This window comes from Cellulosimicrobium sp. So1_17 (genome assembly GCF_055181235.1).
In genome coordinates, this window is sequence record NZ_CM143702.1 from 2171916 (window position 1) to 2190923 (window position 19008).

At 74.4% G+C, this 19008-nt stretch carries 13 protein-coding genes; 5 read left to right on the top strand and 8 right to left on the bottom strand.

The window, feature by feature from the left end; all coding sequences use genetic code 11:
* The first annotated feature begins 119 nt into the window (after positions 1 to 119).
* Positions 120 to 824, top strand: coding sequence for a TetR/AcrR family transcriptional regulator (locus ACZCLJ_RS09525; protein ID WP_463106255.1), 705 nt, complete (start codon positions 120 to 122; stop codon positions 822 to 824).
* Between the two features lie 210 nt (positions 825 to 1034).
* On the opposite strand, the gene ACZCLJ_RS09530 is transcribed toward ACZCLJ_RS09525, so the two are convergent.
* The 3 genes from ACZCLJ_RS09530 to ACZCLJ_RS09540 are packed head-to-tail and all read right to left on the bottom strand — an operon-like array spanning position 1035 to position 7080.
* Positions 1035 to 4670 (bottom strand): ATP-binding protein, encoded by a 3636-nt coding sequence (locus ACZCLJ_RS09530; protein ID WP_463106256.1) that lies wholly within the window; start codon positions 4668 to 4670, stop codon positions 1035 to 1037.
* The gene (locus tag ACZCLJ_RS09535; RefSeq protein ID WP_463106257.1) at positions 4670 to 5416 is read right to left on the bottom strand and encodes a DUF4194 domain-containing protein; all 747 of its coding nucleotides are present in this window, start codon (positions 5414 to 5416) and stop codon (positions 4670 to 4672) included. Before ACZCLJ_RS09535 ends, ACZCLJ_RS09530 begins: the two co-directional genes overlap by 1 nt.
* On the bottom strand, positions 5413 to 7080 hold the full coding sequence (locus tag ACZCLJ_RS09540) for a DUF3375 domain-containing protein (protein ID WP_463106258.1): 1668 nt from the start codon (positions 7078 to 7080) through the stop codon (positions 5413 to 5415). The genes ACZCLJ_RS09535 and ACZCLJ_RS09540 overlap by 4 nt, the downstream gene beginning before the upstream one ends.
* 328 nt (positions 7081 to 7408) lie before the next feature.
* Between ACZCLJ_RS09540 and ACZCLJ_RS09545 the strand changes: the two genes are divergently transcribed.
* Positions 7409 to 8158, top strand: coding sequence for a vitamin K epoxide reductase family protein (locus ACZCLJ_RS09545; RefSeq protein ID WP_463106259.1), 750 nt, complete (start codon positions 7409 to 7411; stop codon positions 8156 to 8158).
* A 92-nt stretch (positions 8159 to 8250) separates the two neighbouring features.
* The gene (locus ACZCLJ_RS09550; protein WP_463106260.1) at positions 8251 to 9684 is read left to right on the top strand and encodes a serine hydrolase domain-containing protein; all 1434 of its coding nucleotides are present in this window, start codon (positions 8251 to 8253) and stop codon (positions 9682 to 9684) included.
* On the opposite strand, the gene ACZCLJ_RS09555 is transcribed toward ACZCLJ_RS09550, so the two are convergent.
* From ACZCLJ_RS09555 to ACZCLJ_RS09565, 3 genes are all read right to left on the bottom strand, one after another.
* The gene (locus ACZCLJ_RS09555; protein WP_463106261.1) at positions 9681 to 11351 is read right to left on the bottom strand and encodes a DUF7059 domain-containing protein; all 1671 of its coding nucleotides are present in this window, start codon (positions 11349 to 11351) and stop codon (positions 9681 to 9683) included. The genes ACZCLJ_RS09550 and ACZCLJ_RS09555 overlap by 4 nt on opposite strands.
* 154 nt (positions 11352 to 11505) lie before the next feature.
* On the bottom strand, positions 11506 to 12036 hold the full coding sequence (locus ACZCLJ_RS09560) for a hypothetical protein (protein WP_251152420.1): 531 nt from the start codon (positions 12034 to 12036) through the stop codon (positions 11506 to 11508).
* 108 nt (positions 12037 to 12144) lie between these two features.
* A complete protein-coding gene (locus ACZCLJ_RS09565) occupies positions 12145 to 12795 on the bottom strand; it encodes a hypothetical protein (protein WP_463106262.1) in 651 nt (216 codons plus the stop codon).
* 117 nt (positions 12796 to 12912) lie between these two features.
* Between ACZCLJ_RS09565 and ACZCLJ_RS09570 the strand changes: the two genes are divergently transcribed.
* Positions 12913 to 13545 carry a TetR/AcrR family transcriptional regulator gene (locus ACZCLJ_RS09570; protein ID WP_463106263.1) on the top strand — a complete coding sequence of 211 codons (633 nt, stop codon included), beginning with the start codon at positions 12913 to 12915 and terminating at the stop codon, positions 13543 to 13545.
* A gap of 90 nt (positions 13546 to 13635) precedes the next feature.
* Positions 13636 to 15924 carry an exo-beta-d-1,3/1,6-glucosidase gene (locus ACZCLJ_RS09575; RefSeq protein ID WP_463106264.1) on the top strand — a complete coding sequence of 763 codons (2289 nt, stop codon included), beginning with the start codon at positions 13636 to 13638 and terminating at the stop codon, positions 15922 to 15924.
* Positions 15925 to 15984: 60 nt separating this feature from the next.
* Here ACZCLJ_RS09575 and ACZCLJ_RS09580 read toward each other — a convergent pair whose 3' ends face one another.
* Both ACZCLJ_RS09580 and ACZCLJ_RS09585 read right to left on the bottom strand, forming a co-directional pair.
* A complete protein-coding gene (locus ACZCLJ_RS09580; RefSeq protein WP_463106265.1) occupies positions 15985 to 18303 on the bottom strand; it encodes a sodium-translocating pyrophosphatase in 2319 nt (772 codons plus the stop codon).
* A gap of 148 nt (positions 18304 to 18451) precedes the next feature.
* The gene (locus tag ACZCLJ_RS09585; protein ID WP_463106266.1) at positions 18452 to 18988 is read right to left on the bottom strand and encodes a GyrI-like domain-containing protein; all 537 of its coding nucleotides are present in this window, start codon (positions 18986 to 18988) and stop codon (positions 18452 to 18454) included.
* Positions 18989 to 19008 lie beyond the last annotated feature (20 nt).

The following is a 19008-nucleotide window of genomic DNA, read 5'->3' on the forward strand; positions in this document are numbered from 1 at the left end:
CTGTGGGAGTTCGGGAAAGACGTCGAGCAGGAAGTGGTCCCGCAGGACGGCGAACCCGACCGGTCCGCGGCGGCGGGCAGAGCCGGGCCGACGGCGCGGGCAGCAGTAGGGTGGCACGCATGACCGACGTCTCCTCGCGGCCGCTCCCCGCGGACGGCGACGCGCGCGTCCGCCGGGCGCGCCGCCCCCGCCCCGAGACGCTCGCGCGGCGCGAAGAGATCCTCCGTGCCGCCATGAACGTGTTCGGCTCCCGGGGGTACCACCAGGGGTCGCTGGCCGAGGTCGCGGAGCAGGTCGGCATCACGCACGCGGGCGTGCTGCACCACTTCGGGTCGAAGGACCGGCTGCTCACCGCCGTCCTCGAGTTCCGCGACCGGGAGGACGTCGCGCACCTCGAGGGACGGCACATCCCCGGTGGACTCGACCTGTTCCGGCACCTCGTGGTGACCGCCGCCATGAACGCCGAGCGCCCGGGCATCGTCCAGGCGTACACCGTCATCGCGGGCGAGGCCGTGACCGACGGCCACCCCGCGAGCGCGTGGGTCACCGCGCGGTTCGCCGGGCTCCGCGCCGACATCGCCGGTGCGCTGCGCGAGGTCGTCGAGGAGCGCCGCGCCGCAGGGGCGGACGACGTCGACCTCGAGCTCGACGACGCCGCGCTCGACCGTGCGGCGTCGTCGATCATCGGCGTCATGGACGGCCTGCAGACGCAGTGGCTCCTCGACCCGGACGCCGTCGACCTCGCCGAGGCGACGGCCTTCGCGATCGAGGCGATCCTGGCGGCCACCCTTGCGGGCGCACAGCGACCGCGCCCGCTGGCCTGACCGCCGAGGTAGCACCCCGGTCCGCCGAAGTAGTACCCCGGTCCGCCGAGGTAGTACCCGCGGTCGGCCGAAGTAGAACCCCGGTCCGCCGAGGTAGTACCGGGGTCACCCGCTCCCGGACCCGACGCCGAACGGGGGAAGGCCCCCACGCGTCGTCGGGCAGGGGGCCGACCGCCGTACTACCTCGCGCTGCTGAGGTACTACCTCGCGCTACTGAGGTACCACCTCGGCCAGGGCGGTGTCCTGCGCGGCGCCGGTGCCGTCGCGGCGGTCCCGGTCGTCGCGGCCGTCGCGGTAGGCGTCGATCGTCAGTGTCCGCAGGCGCGACGAGCGCCCGCTCGGGTTGTCCACGAACCCGACGGCGGAGATGTACGGCTCGATGACGTGGATCTTCTGCAGCGGCGTGACGATGAGCAGCTGGAGGCCGAGGCGCCGGAACAGCTCGAGCGCGAACCGCGTCGACTCGTCCGATCCGCGCCCGAACGCCTCGTCGATGACGACGAACCGGAACGCCGTCGAGCGCACCGCGCCCCAGTCGAGCTTGAACTGGTAGGCGAGCGACGCCGCGAGGATCGTGTAGGCGAGCTTCTCCTTCTGCCCGCCGGACTTCCCGCCGGAGTCGGAGTAGTGCTCGTGCTCGGAGTCGTCGGCGCGCGACCGCTCCGAGGCGGACAGCACGAACCAGTTGCGCACGTCCGTCACGCGCCGGCGCCAGGCGTCGTCGAGGTCCGACATGCCCTCGCGCCCGCGGAACCGCTCGACGAGCGCCTTGACGCGCAGGAAGCGGTCCTCCGAGTACGACAGCGCGCCGTCGACCGCCGAACCGTCCCCCTCGGCCAGCGCGCGGTCGTCCTCGGCGAGGATCCCGTCGCCGTCGGTGCACGCGCGCAGGTCCTGCTGGAACTCGCGCACCTCGACGTTCGGCGTGCGCGACACCTCGAGGCGGATGTAGCGACCCGGGTTGTAGTCGATCGCGCGCAGCGAGTCGTTGATCGTGTCGATGCGGTCTCGGATGAGGTCGGCCTGCTTGGCCAGCTCCGCGGCGAACCCGGCGATGTCGCGGATCGCGTTGGTGTTGAGGTACGCCTTGAAGTCGGCCTCGAAGCGCGGCAGGTCGTCGCGCACGAGCCGGTCGTGGATCTCGCGGTAGCCGCCGGCGGAGCGCACGTCGGCGTCGAGCTCCGCGGTCTCCACGGGGTAGGCGGACCGGAACGCCGCCATCTGGCCCGCGATGCGCGTGCCGAGGTCCGCGCGCTCGCGCTGTGCCTGCTCGGCCTCGGCCGTGAGCCGCGAGCGCACCGCGTTCTCGACGGCGTCCAGGTCGGCCGCACGGGTCGGCCCACCCGGCGGCCCTCCCGGCGGCTCAGCCGCCACGCCCCCCGCTCGCGCAGCACCTGTCGTCGGCCCGGCCGACGCGAGCTCGCGGTCGAACTCCTCGGCGAGCGCCGCCGTCGTCTCCTCGTCGAGCGCCTCGCCGGCGGTGTCGAGCACCGCGCGGGCCCGGTCGCGCGCGGTCCGCGCCTCGTCGAGCGCGTGCCGGTCGGCGCCGAGCGTCGCGACGACGCGGTCGCGCTCGGCCTCGAGCCCGGCCTGGCGGCGCGCGATGCCCGCGAGCGCGCCGGCGATGCGGCCGAGCTCGTCGCTCGCCTCCTCGAGGCGGCGCTTCTCGGCGTCGAGCTCGGCGATGCGCGCGACCTCCGCGCGCCAGTCGAGCTCGTCCCAGTCGCGGTACACGTCGGCCCTGCCGAGGGCCGCCGACCGCTCCTGGAGGTCCGCGCGCCGTGCGGCCGCCGCGTCCCGACGCCGGGCCAGCGCGTCCCGGCGCGCGGTCACCTCGGCCGCCTGCTCCAGCAGCGCGTCGACCTTCGCCTGCGTCGACCAGCCGAGCACGTACCCGCGGCGGTCGTCGACGGCGCGCACGTCGTTCTTCTCGTGGTGGTCCGGCGAGTGCTTGACCTGACCGGAGCGGGTGACGGCCCGCGGCAGCCGGCGGAACGCGGCGAGGTCGTCGGCGCACGCGTGGTCGGCGCGACGCTCGATCTCGGCCTCGACCCACGCCGTGAGCGCGGGCGCGTCGTGGAGCGTGCGGACGTCCAGCAGGTCGGCGAGCAGGAGCGCGCCGTCGGGCCGGTCGGCACGCCGGGGTGCGCCGACCCGCTCGGGCACCCGGTGGTAGACGAGGCGCAGGCCCAGGTGCTCGCGGTCCACCCACGCGGCGACGGCCTCGTAGTGCGCCGCCGGGACGAGCAGCGACAGCGCGAAGCCGCGCAGCACGCGCTCGGCCGCGCCCTCCCACGCCTCGTGCTCGGGGCGGACGGCGAGCAGCTCGCCCACGAACGGCAGGTCGTCGGGCGTCAGACCCACGCCCGCGCACAGACGGTCGCGGACGTCGAGGTGGGTGCGCGGCAGGTTGGAGCGGCGGTCGGCGAGGCTCGCGAGCTCGGCCTTGACGTCCGAGGTCTCCTGCTCGACGACGCGCAGCTCGGCCGCGACCCCGGCCGCGTCCTCCTCGGCCCGGGCGAGGTCGTCGCGCACGCCCGACGCCGCGGCGTCGGCCTCGCGGCGGAGCGCCGCGAACGCCTCGGCGTCGACGAGCGCGTCCGCGAGCGCCCGGACGGCGTCGCCGTGACCTGCAACCCGGGGTTCGGCACCCGAGGTGAGCGTGAGCCCTGCACGGACCGCGTAGCCCGCGAGCTGCGTCGCGCGTCGCTCGCGGGCCGCGCGCTCGACCTCGCGCCGCGCGATCTCGCCCTCGATCGCGGCGAGCCGGTCACCGCCGTGCCCTGCGCGCTCGAGCTCGAGCCGCTGCCGCTCCGCGCCGAGGACCCCGAGCTCTTCCCCGGCCCGCGCCCGACGCGACTCGCCGTCCGCGACCCGCTCGTCGAGCGCGGCGATGAGCCCGTCGAGGTCCGCCACGCGTCGCGACGCGGTGAACGCGCGCAACGCGTCGCGACGCGCCGTCACGGCGTCGGCACGCCGCCCGAGCGCGTCGTGGGCGTCGACGTCCGCGAGCAGCGGTGCGAGGCGGTCGATCTGCGCCGTCGCGCGGACGACCGCGTCGTGCGCGGACGTCAGGTCGTCGAAGTGGGCGACGAGCCTGTCGGTCCAGCGGTCGGCGTCGAAGGGCTCGAGCATGTGCTCGCGCACGAACTCCCCGAGGTCCCCGACGGACTTCATCGACACCGTCTGGTGGAACAGGTCCATCGCCTGGTCCGACGGGATGCCCAGGAGCCGGCGGAAGTCCCGCCCGTACTCGGGGAAGTGGTCGCGCACCTGCGCGCCCGACTCCCGCAGCCGACGGCGCAGCGCCGCGACGTCGCCCCCGAACCCGGCGAAGTCCTCGGTGATGGTCAGCGGCCGGTCGGTCGTGACGAAGAACCGGTCGGGCTGCCCCGACTGCCCTTGCGCGAGCCAGAACACCTGCGCGAGCGTCACCTGCTGGTCGAAGCCGCGGTTCGCGAACCGACCGAGCACGACCGAGTAGGTGCCCCGCTCGCGCAGCCCGACGTGCCGCGTGGTGCCCGTCGCCTCGTCGCGCTCCGACTTGAAGTGGCCCGCGACGTACGAGCGCAGCGACCGCTCGCGCGCCCCCGCTCCCGCGGCCTTGTTGTAGGAGATGCGGTGCGACGGCACGAGGAGCGTCGTCACGGCGTCGACGATCGTCGACTTGCCCGACCCGATGTCGCCCGTGAGCAGCGCGTTGCGCCCGTCGAGGTCGAACGCCCACACGCGCTGGTCGAACGTGCCCCAGTTGAGGACCTCGAGGCGCTCGAGCCGGAAGCCGGCGCGCGCGTCGAGGTCGGTCGCCGGGTCGTGCAGCTCGACCGGGCTGAACAGGCCCTCCATCAGTCCACCGTCACCTTCGTCGAAGCGGTCGTGCCCTGCCGGCCGGCGTCGCCTCGCCCGGCGGCCACCTCCAGGTACTGCGCGAGCCGTGCGTCGAGGTCCGCGAGCCACTGCGCGTCCACGAACGCCTTGAGGATGCGGCGGACCTCGAACCGCCGGACGTCGCCGTCACCCTCCCCGGCCGGACCGGCCGTACCGTCCGGGTCGGCGGTCCCGGGTCCGGGCGCGTCGTCGGGCAGCGTCTGACGGCCCGCGGGACGCAGGAACCCCAGCTCGACCACGCGCCGCACGAGGCCGTCGACCCGGTCGACGAGGCGCGCCTCGTTCGCCGCCGCACCGGCGTCCTGCACGAGGAAGACGCGCAACAGCTCGACGATCTCGGCGCGCGTGAGCACGAGCCGCGTGTCCCCGCCCTCGGAGTCGGACTGCGCGAGCCGCTTGCGCAGCAGCGCGAGGAGCAGGCTCACGTCGAACGGCAGCTCGCGCCGCGGGATCAGGCGCGGCACGCGCTCGTCGCGCTCGTGCTCCGGCTGGGACCGCAGGTACGCGTACCCGTCACCCGCGTCGACGACCAGCTGGAGCCCGAGCAGCGCGACGGCGTCGCGCACCTGCGCGTCCAGCGCGAGCAGGTCGCGCCAGGTCTCCTCGCCCGACTCGCGGTACACGACGCCCTTGAGCAGGGACGTGACGACGACGGACAGCTCCGGGCTGCGCGCGGGACGGGTCGTGCTCGTCGGTGTGCTCACTGCTCCTCCTCGGGGCGGTTCGTGACGGGCGCGCCCGTCGCGGTGGCGGGAGCGCGCCGTGCGAAGGTCACGCGCGGCAGTCGCGCGACACGCACCACCGGGTCGGGTGCGGGCGCGTCCTCGGGCAGGGCGTCCGCGTGCCCGACGGCGGGTGGCGGCTCCCCGAGCCAGCTCACCTCGTCGGTCGCCTCGTCGTCGTGCACGACGGCGAAGCGCGGGTCGTCGAGCGACAGGTAGGACACGAGCTCCGCGAGCCCGTGCTCGAGCGGGACGTCGCGGACCAGCTGGCCGAGCGAGACGTGGCCGCGACCGCCACGACCGTCGGGACCCGACAGCGCGTCACGCACCGTCCGGGCGAGACGCTCGGGGTCGACGTGCACCTGCTCGTAGAGCGCGGCGACCTCGAAGTCCTCGTCGCCCTCCTCGACGTGGTCGGAGTCGAGCCGGGCACCGGGCCGCGGCGTGAACAGCGGTCGCTCGGTCGGGAGCACGACCTCGGGCGCGACCGCGTCGATCACCGTCCCGGGCGGGCCGCCGGCGCCGGTGCGTGCGTCGTGCCGCGCGACGTCGCGGACCGCGAGCGCCTTCGCCTCGATCCCGCGCAGGATGTCCATGACGCGGCGGTTCTCGAGCCACACCTGGTCGTCGAGGAAGCGGCGCAGCTGCTCGGAGAGCGTGCGGACCGTGGCCTGCGTGCGCTCTCCGGCGTCGAGCCAGTCGTAGTGGATGCGCCGGAGCCGTCGGTGCTCTGCACCGTGAGCGGCACCGTCCGCGGCACCGTCCGCGGCGTCCCGCCCGACGAGCGGCACCGCGTCGACGGCGATCGCCTCGAGCGACTGCACCTGGTCGACGAGGGCGGCGAACTCCTCCTGCCGCCGACGGTCGAGGAGGAAGTCGTAGAACGCGTGGAACGAGCGACCCTGGTCCGACTCGGCGATCGCCGTGCGCGAGCGCACGACCTCCTCGAGCAGCTCGCCCTTGGCACCGTCCCAGCCGGTGATCCGCTCGCGCAGCGCGCGGTCGAGGGACCGGAAGTTGGCCTCGACCTCGCGGAAGTCGGACAGCAGGTCGGCCGCGGTCTGCGTGAGCTGCTGGTAGCGGTCGCGCTGTGCGGCGGCGTCGAGCACGGCGACGCGGCCCGCGCGGACCTGCGCGATCTCGTCGTCGATCCGGTCGCGACGCTCCTCGAGCTCGCGCAGGCGCTCCGCCGGGTCGGTCTGGGCGCCGACCGTGAGCTGGCGCAGCAGCTCGAACACGGTGCTGAGCCGCGACTCCGTGCCGACGAACGCGCGTCCGCGCAGGGACGCGACCCAGCGCACGGCCTGCTCGACGGCGGGCGTCGCGTCGTAGTGCGGCTCCGTCGAACCCGGCGGATACCAGGCGCGCAGCCAGCCCTGGTCGGGGTGCGCCCAGTGGTCGACGTAGGCCTGAGGGGTGCGCGGGTAGCGCGGCTCGGGACCGCCGGTCCCGACGTCGTCCGGGCGGCGCAGCGCCCAGAGATGGTCGTCGAGGCGCGCGACGAGCTCGGTCTCGGGGATGGCCCGCACGTTCTCCTCGACGAACACCGTGCCGAGGAAGGACAGCACGAGCGGCGCCGTGTCCGCACGGAGCAGCCGCCAGGCCGCGTTCGACCGTCGCAGGGTGTCGACGTCGTCGTGCAGCACGCAGGTCCTCTCGGTCGTCAGGTCGTTCTCGGCGGGGCCGCGTCGGCGGGTTCGGGAGCGGCCGCACGCCGGGGCGCCCCGTGATCCTAGGTCGCCGGACCGCCCGCGTGCGGCAGCGGCACGAGAGGTCCGGCGGTCGAGCGACGCAGCGCCCGCGTCGAGGACGGGACCATGGTCCCTGTCGCCGGACGACACCCGCTCCCTACGCTGGAGCCCGGCGCCTGGCCGGCAGCGCGCCCACCCTGCCGGCCGGTCGCCGCTCTCGCGCACCGGAGGACCGGTGCGCGCCGTCATCCCGCGGCACGGGCCGCGACCCGGAGGACCGCCCATGAGCGACCCGACCACCGCCCTCGCCGACGACCGGCGCCTCGGCTCCGGGAGCGCGAGCGGCCGGTCGCCGTCGGGCACGCGGCCCGGACCGGGTGATGCGTCGGCGTCGGTCGAGCGAGGCGTGACGGGGTTCGACCCGTTCGAGCGCCCCACCGGGTGGTCGCACTCCCGTCGGGTGCTGTTCGGCGAGATGCTCGTCTTCGCGCTCCTCAGCCTCGTCGCTGCCTTCGTGCTGTCCTACGACGCCGTCCTGCTCGCCGCGAACCCGACCGCCACGCTGTCGTGCGACGTCAACACCGTCCTGTCCTGCGGGACGGTCGCGCAGTCGTGGCAGGCGCAGGTGTTCGGCTTCCCCAACGCGTTCCTCGGGATGGTCGCCGAGCCGGTCGTCATCACGACGGCGGTCGCGGCGCTCGGCGGGACGCGGTTCCCCCGCTGGTTCCTCTTCTCGGCGCAGTGCGTGTACCTCCTCGGCGTCGTGTTCGCCTACTGGCTCTTCTACCAGTCGATGGTCGTCATCGGTGCGCTGTGCCCGTGGTGCCTGCTCATCACCGTCTCGACGACGCTCGTCTTCGCGTCCCTGCTGCACTGGAACGTGCTCGAGGACAACCTCTACCTCCCGCGCCGCGCGCAGGCGCGGCTGCTCGGCTTCGTGCGGTCGGGCGCGTACGGCTACCTCGTCGCGGCGTGGCTCGTGGGCCTCGCGATCCTCGTCGTGCTGAAGTACGGGCCCGCGCTCTTCGCGTAGCCGCCTCGGGGAGTCGGCGGGACGCCGGACCGCCCCTGCGGGAGGACGATATCCGTGCCCGGTCGACGGGACGGACTCGCTAGGGTGCCGGCGTGCCTGCTCGACGCGACCTGCTGCCACGGTCGACGCCTGCCGCCTCGAAGGTGTCCTCCCGGGCGGTCGCGGCGCTGCTCGACCGGCTCGAGGCGGACCGCGTCGAGTGCCACTCGATCATGGTCGTGCGCCACGGTCACGTCGTCGCCGAGGGGTGGTGGTCGCCCTACTCGGCCGGGCGTCCGCACCTGCTCTACTCGCTGACGAAGTCGTTCACGTCGGTCGCCGTAGGCCTCGCGGTCGCCGACGGGCTGCTCTCGCTCGACGACCGGGTGGTCGACGTGCTGCCCGACCACGTCCCGGCCGACATCTGCGACCAGGCGCGCCGCCTCACCGTCCACCACCTGCTGTCGATGACGACCGGGCACGACGGGGACAGCCTCGGCGAGGCGTGGCGGCTGGAGCCGGGCGACCTGACCAAGGGCTTCCTGCGCGTGCCGTTCCCCGAGGTGGAGGGCACCCGGCACGCGTACGACAACGCGACCACCTACGTGCTCGCCCGGATGGTCGAGCGCGTCACGGGACGCGGCCTGCCCGAGCTGCTCGACGAGCGTCTCTTCACCCCGATGGGTGTCGACCACGCCGAGTGGGACCGGGTGGCGAGCGGTGCCTCCTTCGGGTTCCACGGGCTGCACCTCACGACCGAGGCCGTCGCCGCGTTCGGCGAGCTGCTGCTGCGCGGCGGCCGGTGGGGCGACGCGCAGCTCGTCCCCCGCGAGTGGGTGGGGCTCGCGACCAGCCGCCACGTCGAGACGCAGCAGGTCGAGGGATGGTCGGACAACCCCGACACGCGATGCGGCTACGGCTATCAGTTCTGGATGTCGCGCCACGGGTACCGCGGGGAGGGCTCCTTCGGCCAGACGTGCGTGGTCGTCCCGGCGCACGACCTCGTGGTCGTCATGACCAGCGCCGTCAGCGAGGGCGGCGAGACGCTGCTCGGCCCCGTCTGGGAGTGCCTGCTGCCCGGCCTGGACCGCGCCGACGCCCCGGCGGACGACGCAGCTCTCGCCGAGCGCCTGCGGCACCTGGCGCTCGCGCCGCCGACGGGCACCGCAGACCCGGGGCGTGCCGTCACGGCGCGGGTCGACGCCTCCGCGGAGGCCTCTCCGCTGGCTGAGGGATCCCCGGTGGTCGTCGAACCTGCGAGCGGCGGATGGGTCGTCCGTCTCGGTGGGTCGCTCGACGTCGAGGTAGGGCACGGCGAGTGGCGGGAGAGCGCACCGCTCGGCCGTCCCGTCGTCGCTGCCGGCGCCTGGCAGGGCGACACGTTCGTCGCCGACCTGTACGTCGTCACCACCCCGCACCGGGTCCAGCTGGTGGTCGACGCCCGCGCCGGCACCGCGGTCGCGGCGTGGAACGTCGTGCCGCTGACGGGCCCCGGGCTGGAGCGCCACGTGCGCTCACCGCTGATGACGCGCCCGGACGTCTCCTAGCCGCCCGGGCGGAGGAAGCCATCACGGACCAGGCCGCGCACCCCCGGGAGGAGCTCGGCGGCCAGGTCCGCGGCCGGAACCTCGAACAGCGCCGCGATCGCGCCCACGAGCTGCCCGACGCTCAGCTCGCCGTCGCTCGCGCCGACGAGCGCGGCGAGTCCCGTCGAGGCGTGGACCGCGCGGCCGAGCCCGCCGCCCTGGCGCAGGAGCACGACGCTCGGGTCGGCGGCGCCCGGGGTGTGGAACCGCTCCTCGGTGACGTCCTGCGCGACGCTGAGGCGCTCGCCCGCGAGGGCCGCGTCGTCGTGCGCCTCGAGCCAGTCGTGCGCCGCGAGCGACGCCGCGAGGTGGCTGCCGAGCGGCTGGTGGACGGAGCCCGTGTGCTCCTCGAGCCGGCGCAGGGTGGGCACACCGGAGACCGGGCGCCGCAGCGTGACGATCCCGAACCCGACCGCCTCGACGTCGCGTGACGCGAAGTCGTCGAGCCACGCGTCGTAGGCGGAGGACCAGGCCCGTGGCTCGCGGTCCGACGTGGTGCCGCCGTCGCGGATCCACGTCTCGGCGTACTCGGCGGGGTCCAGCACCTCGCGCTGGATCACCCAGCCGTCCAGCCCCGCGGCGTCGAGCCACGCACCGACGCGCTCGGTCCACGGCTCGCCGCGACGGTGCTCCCAGTTGCCGAGGAGCTGCGCCACGCCGCCCGGGGCGAGCACGGCGCCGACCCCGGTGACGAGGTCGCGCACGACGTCGTCCCCGGCGCGACCGCCGTCCCGGTACTCGTACTCGGTGACGCCCGCGCCGCCCGCGGTCGCCCGCGGCGTGATGACGAACGGCGGGTTGGACACGACGAGGTCGAACGTCTCCCCCGCGACGGGCTCGAGCATCGACCCGGACCGCAGGTGGATCGCGCCCGCCCCCGTGCCGGGCTCCCCGGGCGTCAGGTCGAGCGCGGCGTTGAACGCGGTGAACCCGAGCGCCCGCGCCGAGATGTCCGTCGCGACGACGTGGCGCGCGTGCCGGGCCGCGTGCAGCGCCTGGATGCCGCACCCGGTGCCGAGGTCGAGCACCCGGTCGACGGGCGTGCGCGTCGTGACCTGGGCGAGCGTCAGCGACGCTCCGCCGGCACCGAGGACGTGGTCGGCGGCGAGGCGCCGGTCGGTCGCGAGCTCGCCGAGGTCGGACGAGAGCCACCACGAGACCGGTCCGGCGGCGTCCGACGACGCGTAGGGCCGCAGGTCGACGAGCGCGCGCACCGCGTCGTCGGACGCTCCCCCGGCCGCCTCCACGAGGCCGAGACGCACCGCGCCGTCCGCCCCGGTCCGGGCGAGCGCCGCGTCGAGAGCGCGGCGAGGGACGTCGTCGCCGAGGAGGAACAGCGACGCGAGCGTCGCCACGGCGTCGTCCGTGCCCGACGCCGCGTCCCGCCCGCGCTCGTCGGTCCCCGCGGACCCAGGGCGGGCACCACGCAGCACGCGCCGCGCGGGGACCGCCTGCTCGCGGTGGAGCGCCGCGGCGGCGACCGGGCCGAGCCGCCGCTCGACACCGTCGACGGTGAAGTCGGCCGCGCCGAGGTCGGCGCGCAGGTCGTCGGCAGCGCGATGGAGCACGTCCGGGGCGAGGCCCTGCCCGGGCGGAGGCGGGCTCGACGGGGCGTGGGGTGCGGGCATGGGTCCATCCTGCGGGATCCGGGCGGCGACGGCTCGGACGCGGTCCGCCGCGAACGACGGACCCCGGGCACGACGAACCCCGGGCACGACGGACCCCGGGCCGCGCGGGACGACGTGGAGTCGTGCCCGGCGACCCGGGGTCGGGTGGGTCAGGTCAGCAGTTCTGCGTCGCGTAGGTGGCGACGTTCTGCGTCGACGTCTGGAACGACTCGTCGCCCAGGATGCTCGTCATCGCCGACATGTCGGCGCTGGCAGGGTCCTCGACCGCGGCCGTGAGCGTGTCGGTGATCGTGCGGAAGGCGCCGGCGACGTTGTCCCAGTCGGCGCTGATCTCCGCGGGCGCCTCGGCGGCCTCGAGCGTCGAGGTGAGGTCCTCGAAGGCCGTCACGGCGGCGCTCGGGTCGCTCGGATCGACGGAGGAGAGCTCGCTCTGGGCCGACATCAGCGTGTCGTACGCGCCGCAGAAGTCGCCCGACGCGGCCTCGGTGTCCTCCGCCGGCTCCTCCTCCGTGGTCTCCTCGGTCGTCTCCTCCTCCGTGGGGGCCGACTCCTCGGACGTCGCGGTCTCCTCGGTGGTCGTCTCCTCGTCGCTGCCGGAGCCGCCGCACGCGGCGAGGCCGAGGACGAGGAGGGCGCTCGTCGCGAGCGCGGTCGTGGTCTTGGTGATCGTCAGTCGGGTGCGCATGGGCACCATGCTGTCGTACCCGGAGCGGGAGGGCGTGCCGGAACTGCCGTACCGGGGAGTCCTCCCCATGTGGCGAACGCCATGGGGTGAATCGTCCGGAACGGGTTGTCAGGCGGCGGTGCAACCTGCCTGGAAGTACTCGGTGACGCGCTGCGACGACCGGGTCAGCGCGCCCGTGTCGATCCTGCGTCCGACACGGTCGATCGACCGGGCGAGCTCGCCCGGGTCGTCGGCCCCGGCGGCCTCCACCGCGTCGGCGATCATCGTGAGGTAGGTCGTCACGACGTTCCAGTCCTGCGCGATCGCACTCGGCGGCTCGGCCGCCGCGAGGGTGTCGCGGGCGCTCGTGAAGCCGGCGACGAGCGTCGCGGGGTGCTCGACGCTGAGGTTCACCTGAGCCTTCGCAGCGTCGCCCCACGCGACCTCGGCGTCACGGCACGCCGGGTCGGTGGTGGTGGCCGGGGCGTCGCCGGCTGCCTGCTCACCGCCGTCGGACCCCTCGGGCGGCGCCCCCTCCTCGGCCGCGGCACCGCCGTCGGCGTCGGCGTCGGCGTCGACGTCCGGGGCGGCGTCGGTGCCTGCACCACCGACCGGGCCCACGTCGTCGGCCCCGCCTGCGGCGGCAGGCGGCACGGCGGCCGGCGCGGCTCCCGGCAACGAGACGACGTCGAAGGAGCCGCTCGCGACCGTCACGAAGCACAGCGCCGCCACGGCGACGAGCACGGCGCCGTGGGCCGCGGTGCGCACCGGAGATCGCATGGCCACCATGATGACGCCTCCGATGCCGTGGACGAACCCCCCTGACGGTACATCTGGGACATCCATGGCCGAGGCGTCCCCATACGCCCGTATCGGTCGGAGCCCTAGGATGTGCGCGTGGAGACCCCCGACCAGCCCGACGAGCCGCTGGCGCGAGCGCTCACGGGCGCGCGGAACACCGTCCAGGGCCGCAGCACCCAGCGGCAGGGTGCGATGGTCGACGCCGCAGCCCGGCTCCTCGTCGAGCAGGGGTTCGGCGCGGTGACGCACCGGCAGGTGGCCCGCGCGGCCGGGCTGCCCCCGGGCTCGGCGTCGTACTACTTCCCGACGAGCGCGTCGCTCGTCGCCGCGGCGGTGGAGGCGGCCGAGGACCTGCGAGCGACGGCGGCGCAGGCGCACGCCGACGGGTTGCCACGTCGCGCCCGCTCGTCCGCAGCGACGGCCCGCGAGCTCATCGAGACCCTCTACGCGCCGCACGTGGACGACACCGTCGTCGACGTGCGCCTCGACCCCATGATCACCGCGATGCGCGACCCGGCGCTGCGCCCGATCATGCGCGCGTCACGGCCCCGGCTGCTCGCCGCGCTGCGGACGGTGCTCGACGCCTCGGGGTACGAGGACGTCGAGGAGGTCGACCTGCTCGGGCACGTCATCGACGCGGCGCTCGTCGCCGCGGCGGCGGAGGACGACGGGAAGGTGCTCGACCACGGCGCCGCGACCGTCGCCCGGCTGCTCGACCGCTGGCGCTGACACGCGGCTCGCGACCGCCGTGGGGCGACATCGGGTGGACGTCGAAACGTTTTACTTACTGACCTGTCAGTCCTGCAGTACGATGTGCGCGTGAGCACAGCCGCCTACCTCGACCCGTCCCTGCCCGTCCCCGAGCGCGTCGAGGACCTGCTCGGTCGCATGACGCTGCCCGAGAAGGTGGGGCAGATGCTCCAGCTCGACGCGCGCGACGGCGTCGGGCCGCTGATCGAGGACAAGCACGTCGGCTCGATCCTGCACGCCTCCCCCGAGAACGTCCGTGAGGCGCACGCGCTCACCGAGACCACGCGGCTGCGCATCCCCCTGCTCGTCGCCGAGGACGCGATCCACGGCCACTCGTTCTGGGTCGGCGCCACGATCTTCCCGACCCAGCTCGGCATGGCGGCGACGTGGGACCCGGAGCTCGTCGAGCGCGTCGCGCGCGCGACCGCGGTCGAGGTCGCCGCCACGGGCATCCACTGGACCTTCTCCCCCGTCCTGTGCATCGCGCGCGACCTGCGCTGGGGCCGCGTCGACGAGACGTTCGGCGAGGACCCGTACCTCATCGGCGAGCTCGCCTCCGCGATGGTCCGCGGCTACCAGGGCGACGGCGCGAGCGACCCGACCGGGGTCCTCGCGACCGCCAAGCACTTCGCGGGCTACTCCGAGACCCAGGGCGGTCGCGACGCGAGCGAGGCCGACATCTCGCGGCGCAAGCTCCGGTCGTGGTTCCTCCCACCGTTCGAGCGCGTCGCGCGCGAGGGCTGCGCGTCGTTCATGCTCGGCTACCAGTCGATGGACGGCGTCCCGGTGACCGTGAACGGCTGGCTCCTCGACGAGGTGCTGCGCGGGGAGTGGGGCTACACGGGCACGCTCGTCACCGACTGGGACAACGTCGGGCGCATGGTCTGGGAGCAGAAGATCCAGCCCGACCACGTGCACGCCGCCGCCGCGGCGGTCCGCGCCGGCAACGACGTGATCATGACGACGCCGCAGTTCTTCGAGGGCGCGCTGGAGGCGGTCGCACGGGGTCTCGTCGCCGAGTCCGCGATCGACGACGCCGTGCGCCGCATCCTCACGCTCAAGGTGCGCCTCGGTCTGTTCGAGGACCCGCGCCGGCCCGACGTCGCACGCCAGCAGGCCGTCATCGCGTCCGGCGAGCACACGGCCGTCAACCTCGACGTCGCCCGGCGCTCGCTCGTCCTCCTCACCAACGACGGCACGCTGCCGCTCGACGGTGGTCTCACGGCCGGCGACGACGTCCGTGCGGTCGCGCGTGCCGGCTCGCCGGCCCGGACGGTCGCCGTCGTCGGTCCCAACGCCGACGACGACCACACCCAGCTCGGCGACTGGGCCGGCGCGTCCGGCCAGGCCGACTGGCTCCCGACGGGGCACCCGCGCGAGATGACCAGCACCGTCCTCGACGGGTTCCGCGACCACGTGCCCGCGGGCTGGACCGTGACGCACGCACGCGGCGCCGACATCCTCACGCTCGAGCCCGACCCCGAGGGCGCGTTCTTCCCCGACGGCCAGCCGCGTCCTCAGGTGGTGGTGCCCGCGTCGCCCGACGACGTGCTGATCGCCGAGGCCGTCGCGGCCGCCCGGGACGCCGACTACGTCGTGGCGGTCGTCGGCGACCGGATCGAGCTCGTCGGCGAAGGACGGTCCACGGCGACGCTCGAGCTCGTCGGCGGTCAGGTCGCGCTCCTCGACGCGCTCGCCGCGACGGGAACCCCGCTGGTCGTGGTGGTCGTGGCGTCCAAGCCGCTCGTCCTGCCGCCGTCGGCGCGCGACGCGGCCGCGATCGTCTGGGCCGCGAACCCGGGGATGCGCGGCGGGCAGGCCGTCGCCGAGCTGCTGCTGGGGCTGGTCGAGCCGGAGGGCCGGCTCCCGATCTCCTTCGCGGAGCACGCCGGCCAGCAGCCGACGTTCTACAACCAGGTGCGCGGCCAGCACGGCGACCGGTACGCCGACCTCACGCAGCGCACGGCCTTCGCGTTCGGCGAGGGCCGGAGCTACACGACCGTCGAGTACGCGGACCTCCACCTGCAGGAGCCCGTCGTCGGGGTCGACGACGTCGTGCGCGCCCAGGTCACGCTCCGCAACGTCGGCACGCGGCCGGTACGCGAGACCGTCCAGGTGTACGTGAGCGACGTCGTGACGTCCGTGACCTGGACCGACAAGGAGCTCAAGGCCTACCGCAAGGTCGAGCTCGCGCCGGGCGGGACCGCGGTCGTCGACCTCGAGGTGCCCGTCGCCGACTGCACGCTCGTCGACGCCGCCGGCCGGCGGGTCGTCGAGGCCGGCGACTTCGAGCTGCTCGTCGGACCGTCGTCGCGCGACGAGGTGCTCCTGCGCGCCGGCTTCACCGTCAAGGTCTGACGGTCCGTCCGGTCGCCGAGGAGGGCCTGCCGGGCTCTCCCTCGGCGACCGTCGTGGCGGTCAGGCGCCGCTCGTCACCTGCTCGCGGACCTCGGCGATCTGCTCGCGGTCCACCCGGGCCGCGCGGAGGCGGGACGCGATGACCGCGCCGAAGGCGATCCCGGCCGCGACGACGGCGATGCCGATGCGCAGCACCTGGTTCGCGTCCTCCGGCACGCTCAGCAGGACGACCGCCGGTGCGATGAGCACCGACACGAGGTTCATGACCTTGATGAGCGGGTTGATCGCGGGGCCCGCGGTGTCCTTGAACGGGTCGCCGACGGTGTCGCCGATGACGGTCGCGGCGTGCGCCTCCGACCCCTTGCCGCCGTACGCGCCGTCCTCGACGATCTTCTTCGCGTTGTCCCAGGCGCCACCGGAGTTGGCGAGGAACACCGCCATGAGGACGCCGGCGCTGATCGCCCCGGCGAGGAAGCCGGCGAGCGGCCCGACGCCGAGACCGAAGCCGACGGCGATCGGCGCGAACGCCGCGAGGAGGCCGGGGGTCGCGAGCTCGCGCAGCGAGTCGCGGGTGCAGATGTCGACGACCTTGCCGTACTCCGGGCGCTCCTCGTACGTCATGATCCCGGGGTGCTCGCGGAACTGGCGGCGCACCTCGAAGACGATCGCACCGGCCGCGCGCGTCACGGCGTCGATGGCGAGGCCCGAGAAGAGGAAGACCGTCGCCGCACCGAGGATCAGGCCGACGAGCGTGACGGGCGAGATGATCTCGTAGTCGAGCATCGACGTGACGAGACCCGTGCCGACTCCCTCGATGTCCCGCAGCGCGTGGTCGACGGCGTCCGCGTAGGAGCCGAAGAGGGCCGTCGCCGCGAGCACCGCCGTCGTGATGGCGATGCCCTTGGTGATCGCCTTCGTCGTGTTCCCGACGGCGTCGAGGTCGGTGAGGATCTGCGCGGCGTCCGACTCGTCCGCCTCCGAGGCCTCGCCGAGCGACATCTCGTAGATGCCCTGGGCGTTGTCGGAGACGGGCCCGAACGTGTCCATCGCGACGATGACGCCGACCGTCGTGAGCAGCCCGCACCCGGCGAGCGCGACGAGGAACAGGGCGAGCCACACCGAGCCGCCCGCGAGCAGGAAGAGCCCGCAGATCGCGGCCGCGATGACGCCCGCCGTGTAGACGGCGGACTCGAACCCGACGCCGATGCCCGACAGGACGACCGTCGCGGCACCGGTGCGAGAGGTGGCGGCCACGTGGAGGGTGGGCTTCGACGTCGTGCCCGTGAAGTAGCCCGTGATCCACAGGATGATCCCGGCGAGGACCACACCGATGACGACCGCGAGGCTCGCGACGACGCGCGGGTCGGCGGCGATCCCCGAGAGGTCGCCCAGGTCCGCGGTCCCGTCCATCTCGCCGAACGAGGACGGGAGGTAGACGAAGGCGGCGACGGCGGCGAGCACCGCACCGACGAGCGCCGAGAGGTAGAAGCCGCGGTAGATCGCCTTGAGGCCGCTCTCCTCGCCCCGCACGCGCGTGATGAACACGCCGAGCACGGCGACGAGCGCGCCCATCGCGGTGACGATCAGCGGGAAGACGAGGCCCTCCTCGCCCATCGCGGCCTTGCCGAGGATCAGCGCCGCGACGAGCGTCACCGCGTAGGACTCGAACAGGTCGGCGGCCATGCCCGCGCAGTCGCCGACGTTGTCGCCGACGTTGTCCGCGATCGTCGCGGCGTTGCGCGGGTCATCCTCGGGGATGCCCTGCTCGACCTTGCCGACGAGGTCGGCACCCACGTCCGCCGCCTTCGTGAAGATGCCGCCGCCCACGCGCATGAACATCGCGAGCAGCGCCGCCCCGAAGCCGAAGCCCTCCAGCACAGCGGGCGCGTCCCCTCGGTACAGCAGGACGACCCCCGCCGCACCGAGCAGGCCTAAACCCACGACCGACATCCCCACCGCGCCGCCGGTGCGGAACGCGATGCGCGCACCCTCCGACCGGCCGCCCGGCCGGGTCGCGGCGGCCGCGACGCGGACGTTCGCGCGCACGGCGAGCCACATGCCGAGGTAGCCGATCGCGGCCGAGAAGCCCGCGCCGACGAGGAACGCGATCGAGCGGCCGACGCGCACCCCGCCCTCGCCGGGCAGGAGGAACAGCAGGCCGAAGACGATCACGGCGAACAGGGCGAGCGTGCGGAACTGCCGGTTGAGGTAGGCGGCCGCACCCTCCTGCACCGCCTGCGCGACGTCGCGCATCGCGTCGTTGCCCTCCCGCGCGGCAAGGACCTGTCTGCGCAGGACGACGGCGAAACCGAGGGCGACGAGCGCGATCAGCGCGATCACCCCGACGATGGTGAGACTTTCGGTACCGAGGGTGGGCATCCGTCCTCCTTGACGACTGCGGCCGAGCCGGTCCCCTACCGGCACGATGGGGAGGAGTCTACGCACGTGTGTCGTACGTCACGACCACTCGTGCAGCCCGTCACAAGCGCGCCCCTCGCCTGGGCCGCGCCCCGGCACCCGCGCCGCGTCAGTCCGCGAGGCGGAACGCGAGCTCGTGGTCCCACTCGGTCATGTCGGGCTCGTCGGCCGGGTCGGTGAGGTAGGACTCGACGCGCGCGCCCCAGGACCGCTGCTCGTCGTCGGCGTCCCAGACCAGCCCCTGCGCCGCGGCCCACGCGAGAAGCTCACCGGTCGCGCGTTCCAGGTCGTCGGGATGCCCGTGGTGCTGGACGACGACGTAGCGTCCGGCCGGCAGGACGCCGCCGTGCGGTCGGGACGCCGAGTCCTGGTCGGCGGACATGGCGTCGGTGCCGAGGTCGGGGATCGCGTCGAGCGAGTCGACCGGGACGCCCGCCTCGACCACGAGCTCGCGCTCCATGTCGATCTCCCGGTAGCGGAAGAAGGGCGCGCCTGCCGGGGTCACGCCGCGCTCGCCGAGCCAGGTGAAGAGCTCGGGAAGGCGGTCCGCCACCTCAGGGATGGTCGTCATGGTCACGGTCCGGGTCACGCCCACGTAGGGCTGCGCGGCGCGGTCCTGGATCTGGGGGGTCTGCTGCTGAGCCATGCCGTCCCGACCGGGCTCGT

What these genes read in the sequence shown, in the direction of transcription:
- ACZCLJ_RS09525 (WP_463106255.1), top strand. Translation starts at nt 120, where the DNA reads ATGACCGACGTCTCCTCGCGGCCGCTCCCCGCGGACGGCGACGCGCGC.
- ACZCLJ_RS09530 (WP_463106256.1), bottom strand. Translation starts at nt 4,670, where the DNA reads ATGGAGGGCCTGTTCAGCCCGGTCGAGCTGCACGACCCGGCGACCGAC.
- ACZCLJ_RS09545 (WP_463106259.1), top strand. Translation starts at nt 7,409, where the DNA reads ATGAGCGACCCGACCACCGCCCTCGCCGACGACCGGCGCCTCGGCTCC.
- ACZCLJ_RS09555 (WP_463106261.1), bottom strand. Translation starts at nt 11,351, where the DNA reads ATGCCCGCACCCCACGCCCCGTCGAGCCCGCCTCCGCCCGGGCAGGGC.
- ACZCLJ_RS09560 (WP_251152420.1), bottom strand. Translation starts at nt 12,036, where the DNA reads ATGCGCACCCGACTGACGATCACCAAGACCACGACCGCGCTCGCGACG.
- ACZCLJ_RS09565 (WP_463106262.1), bottom strand. Translation starts at nt 12,795, where the DNA reads ATGCGATCTCCGGTGCGCACCGCGGCCCACGGCGCCGTGCTCGTCGCC.
- ACZCLJ_RS09580 (WP_463106265.1), bottom strand. Translation starts at nt 18,303, where the DNA reads ATGCCCACCCTCGGTACCGAAAGTCTCACCATCGTCGGGGTGATCGCG.
- ACZCLJ_RS09585 (WP_463106266.1), bottom strand. Translation starts at nt 18,988, where the DNA reads ATGGCTCAGCAGCAGACCCCCCAGATCCAGGACCGCGCCGCGCAGCCC.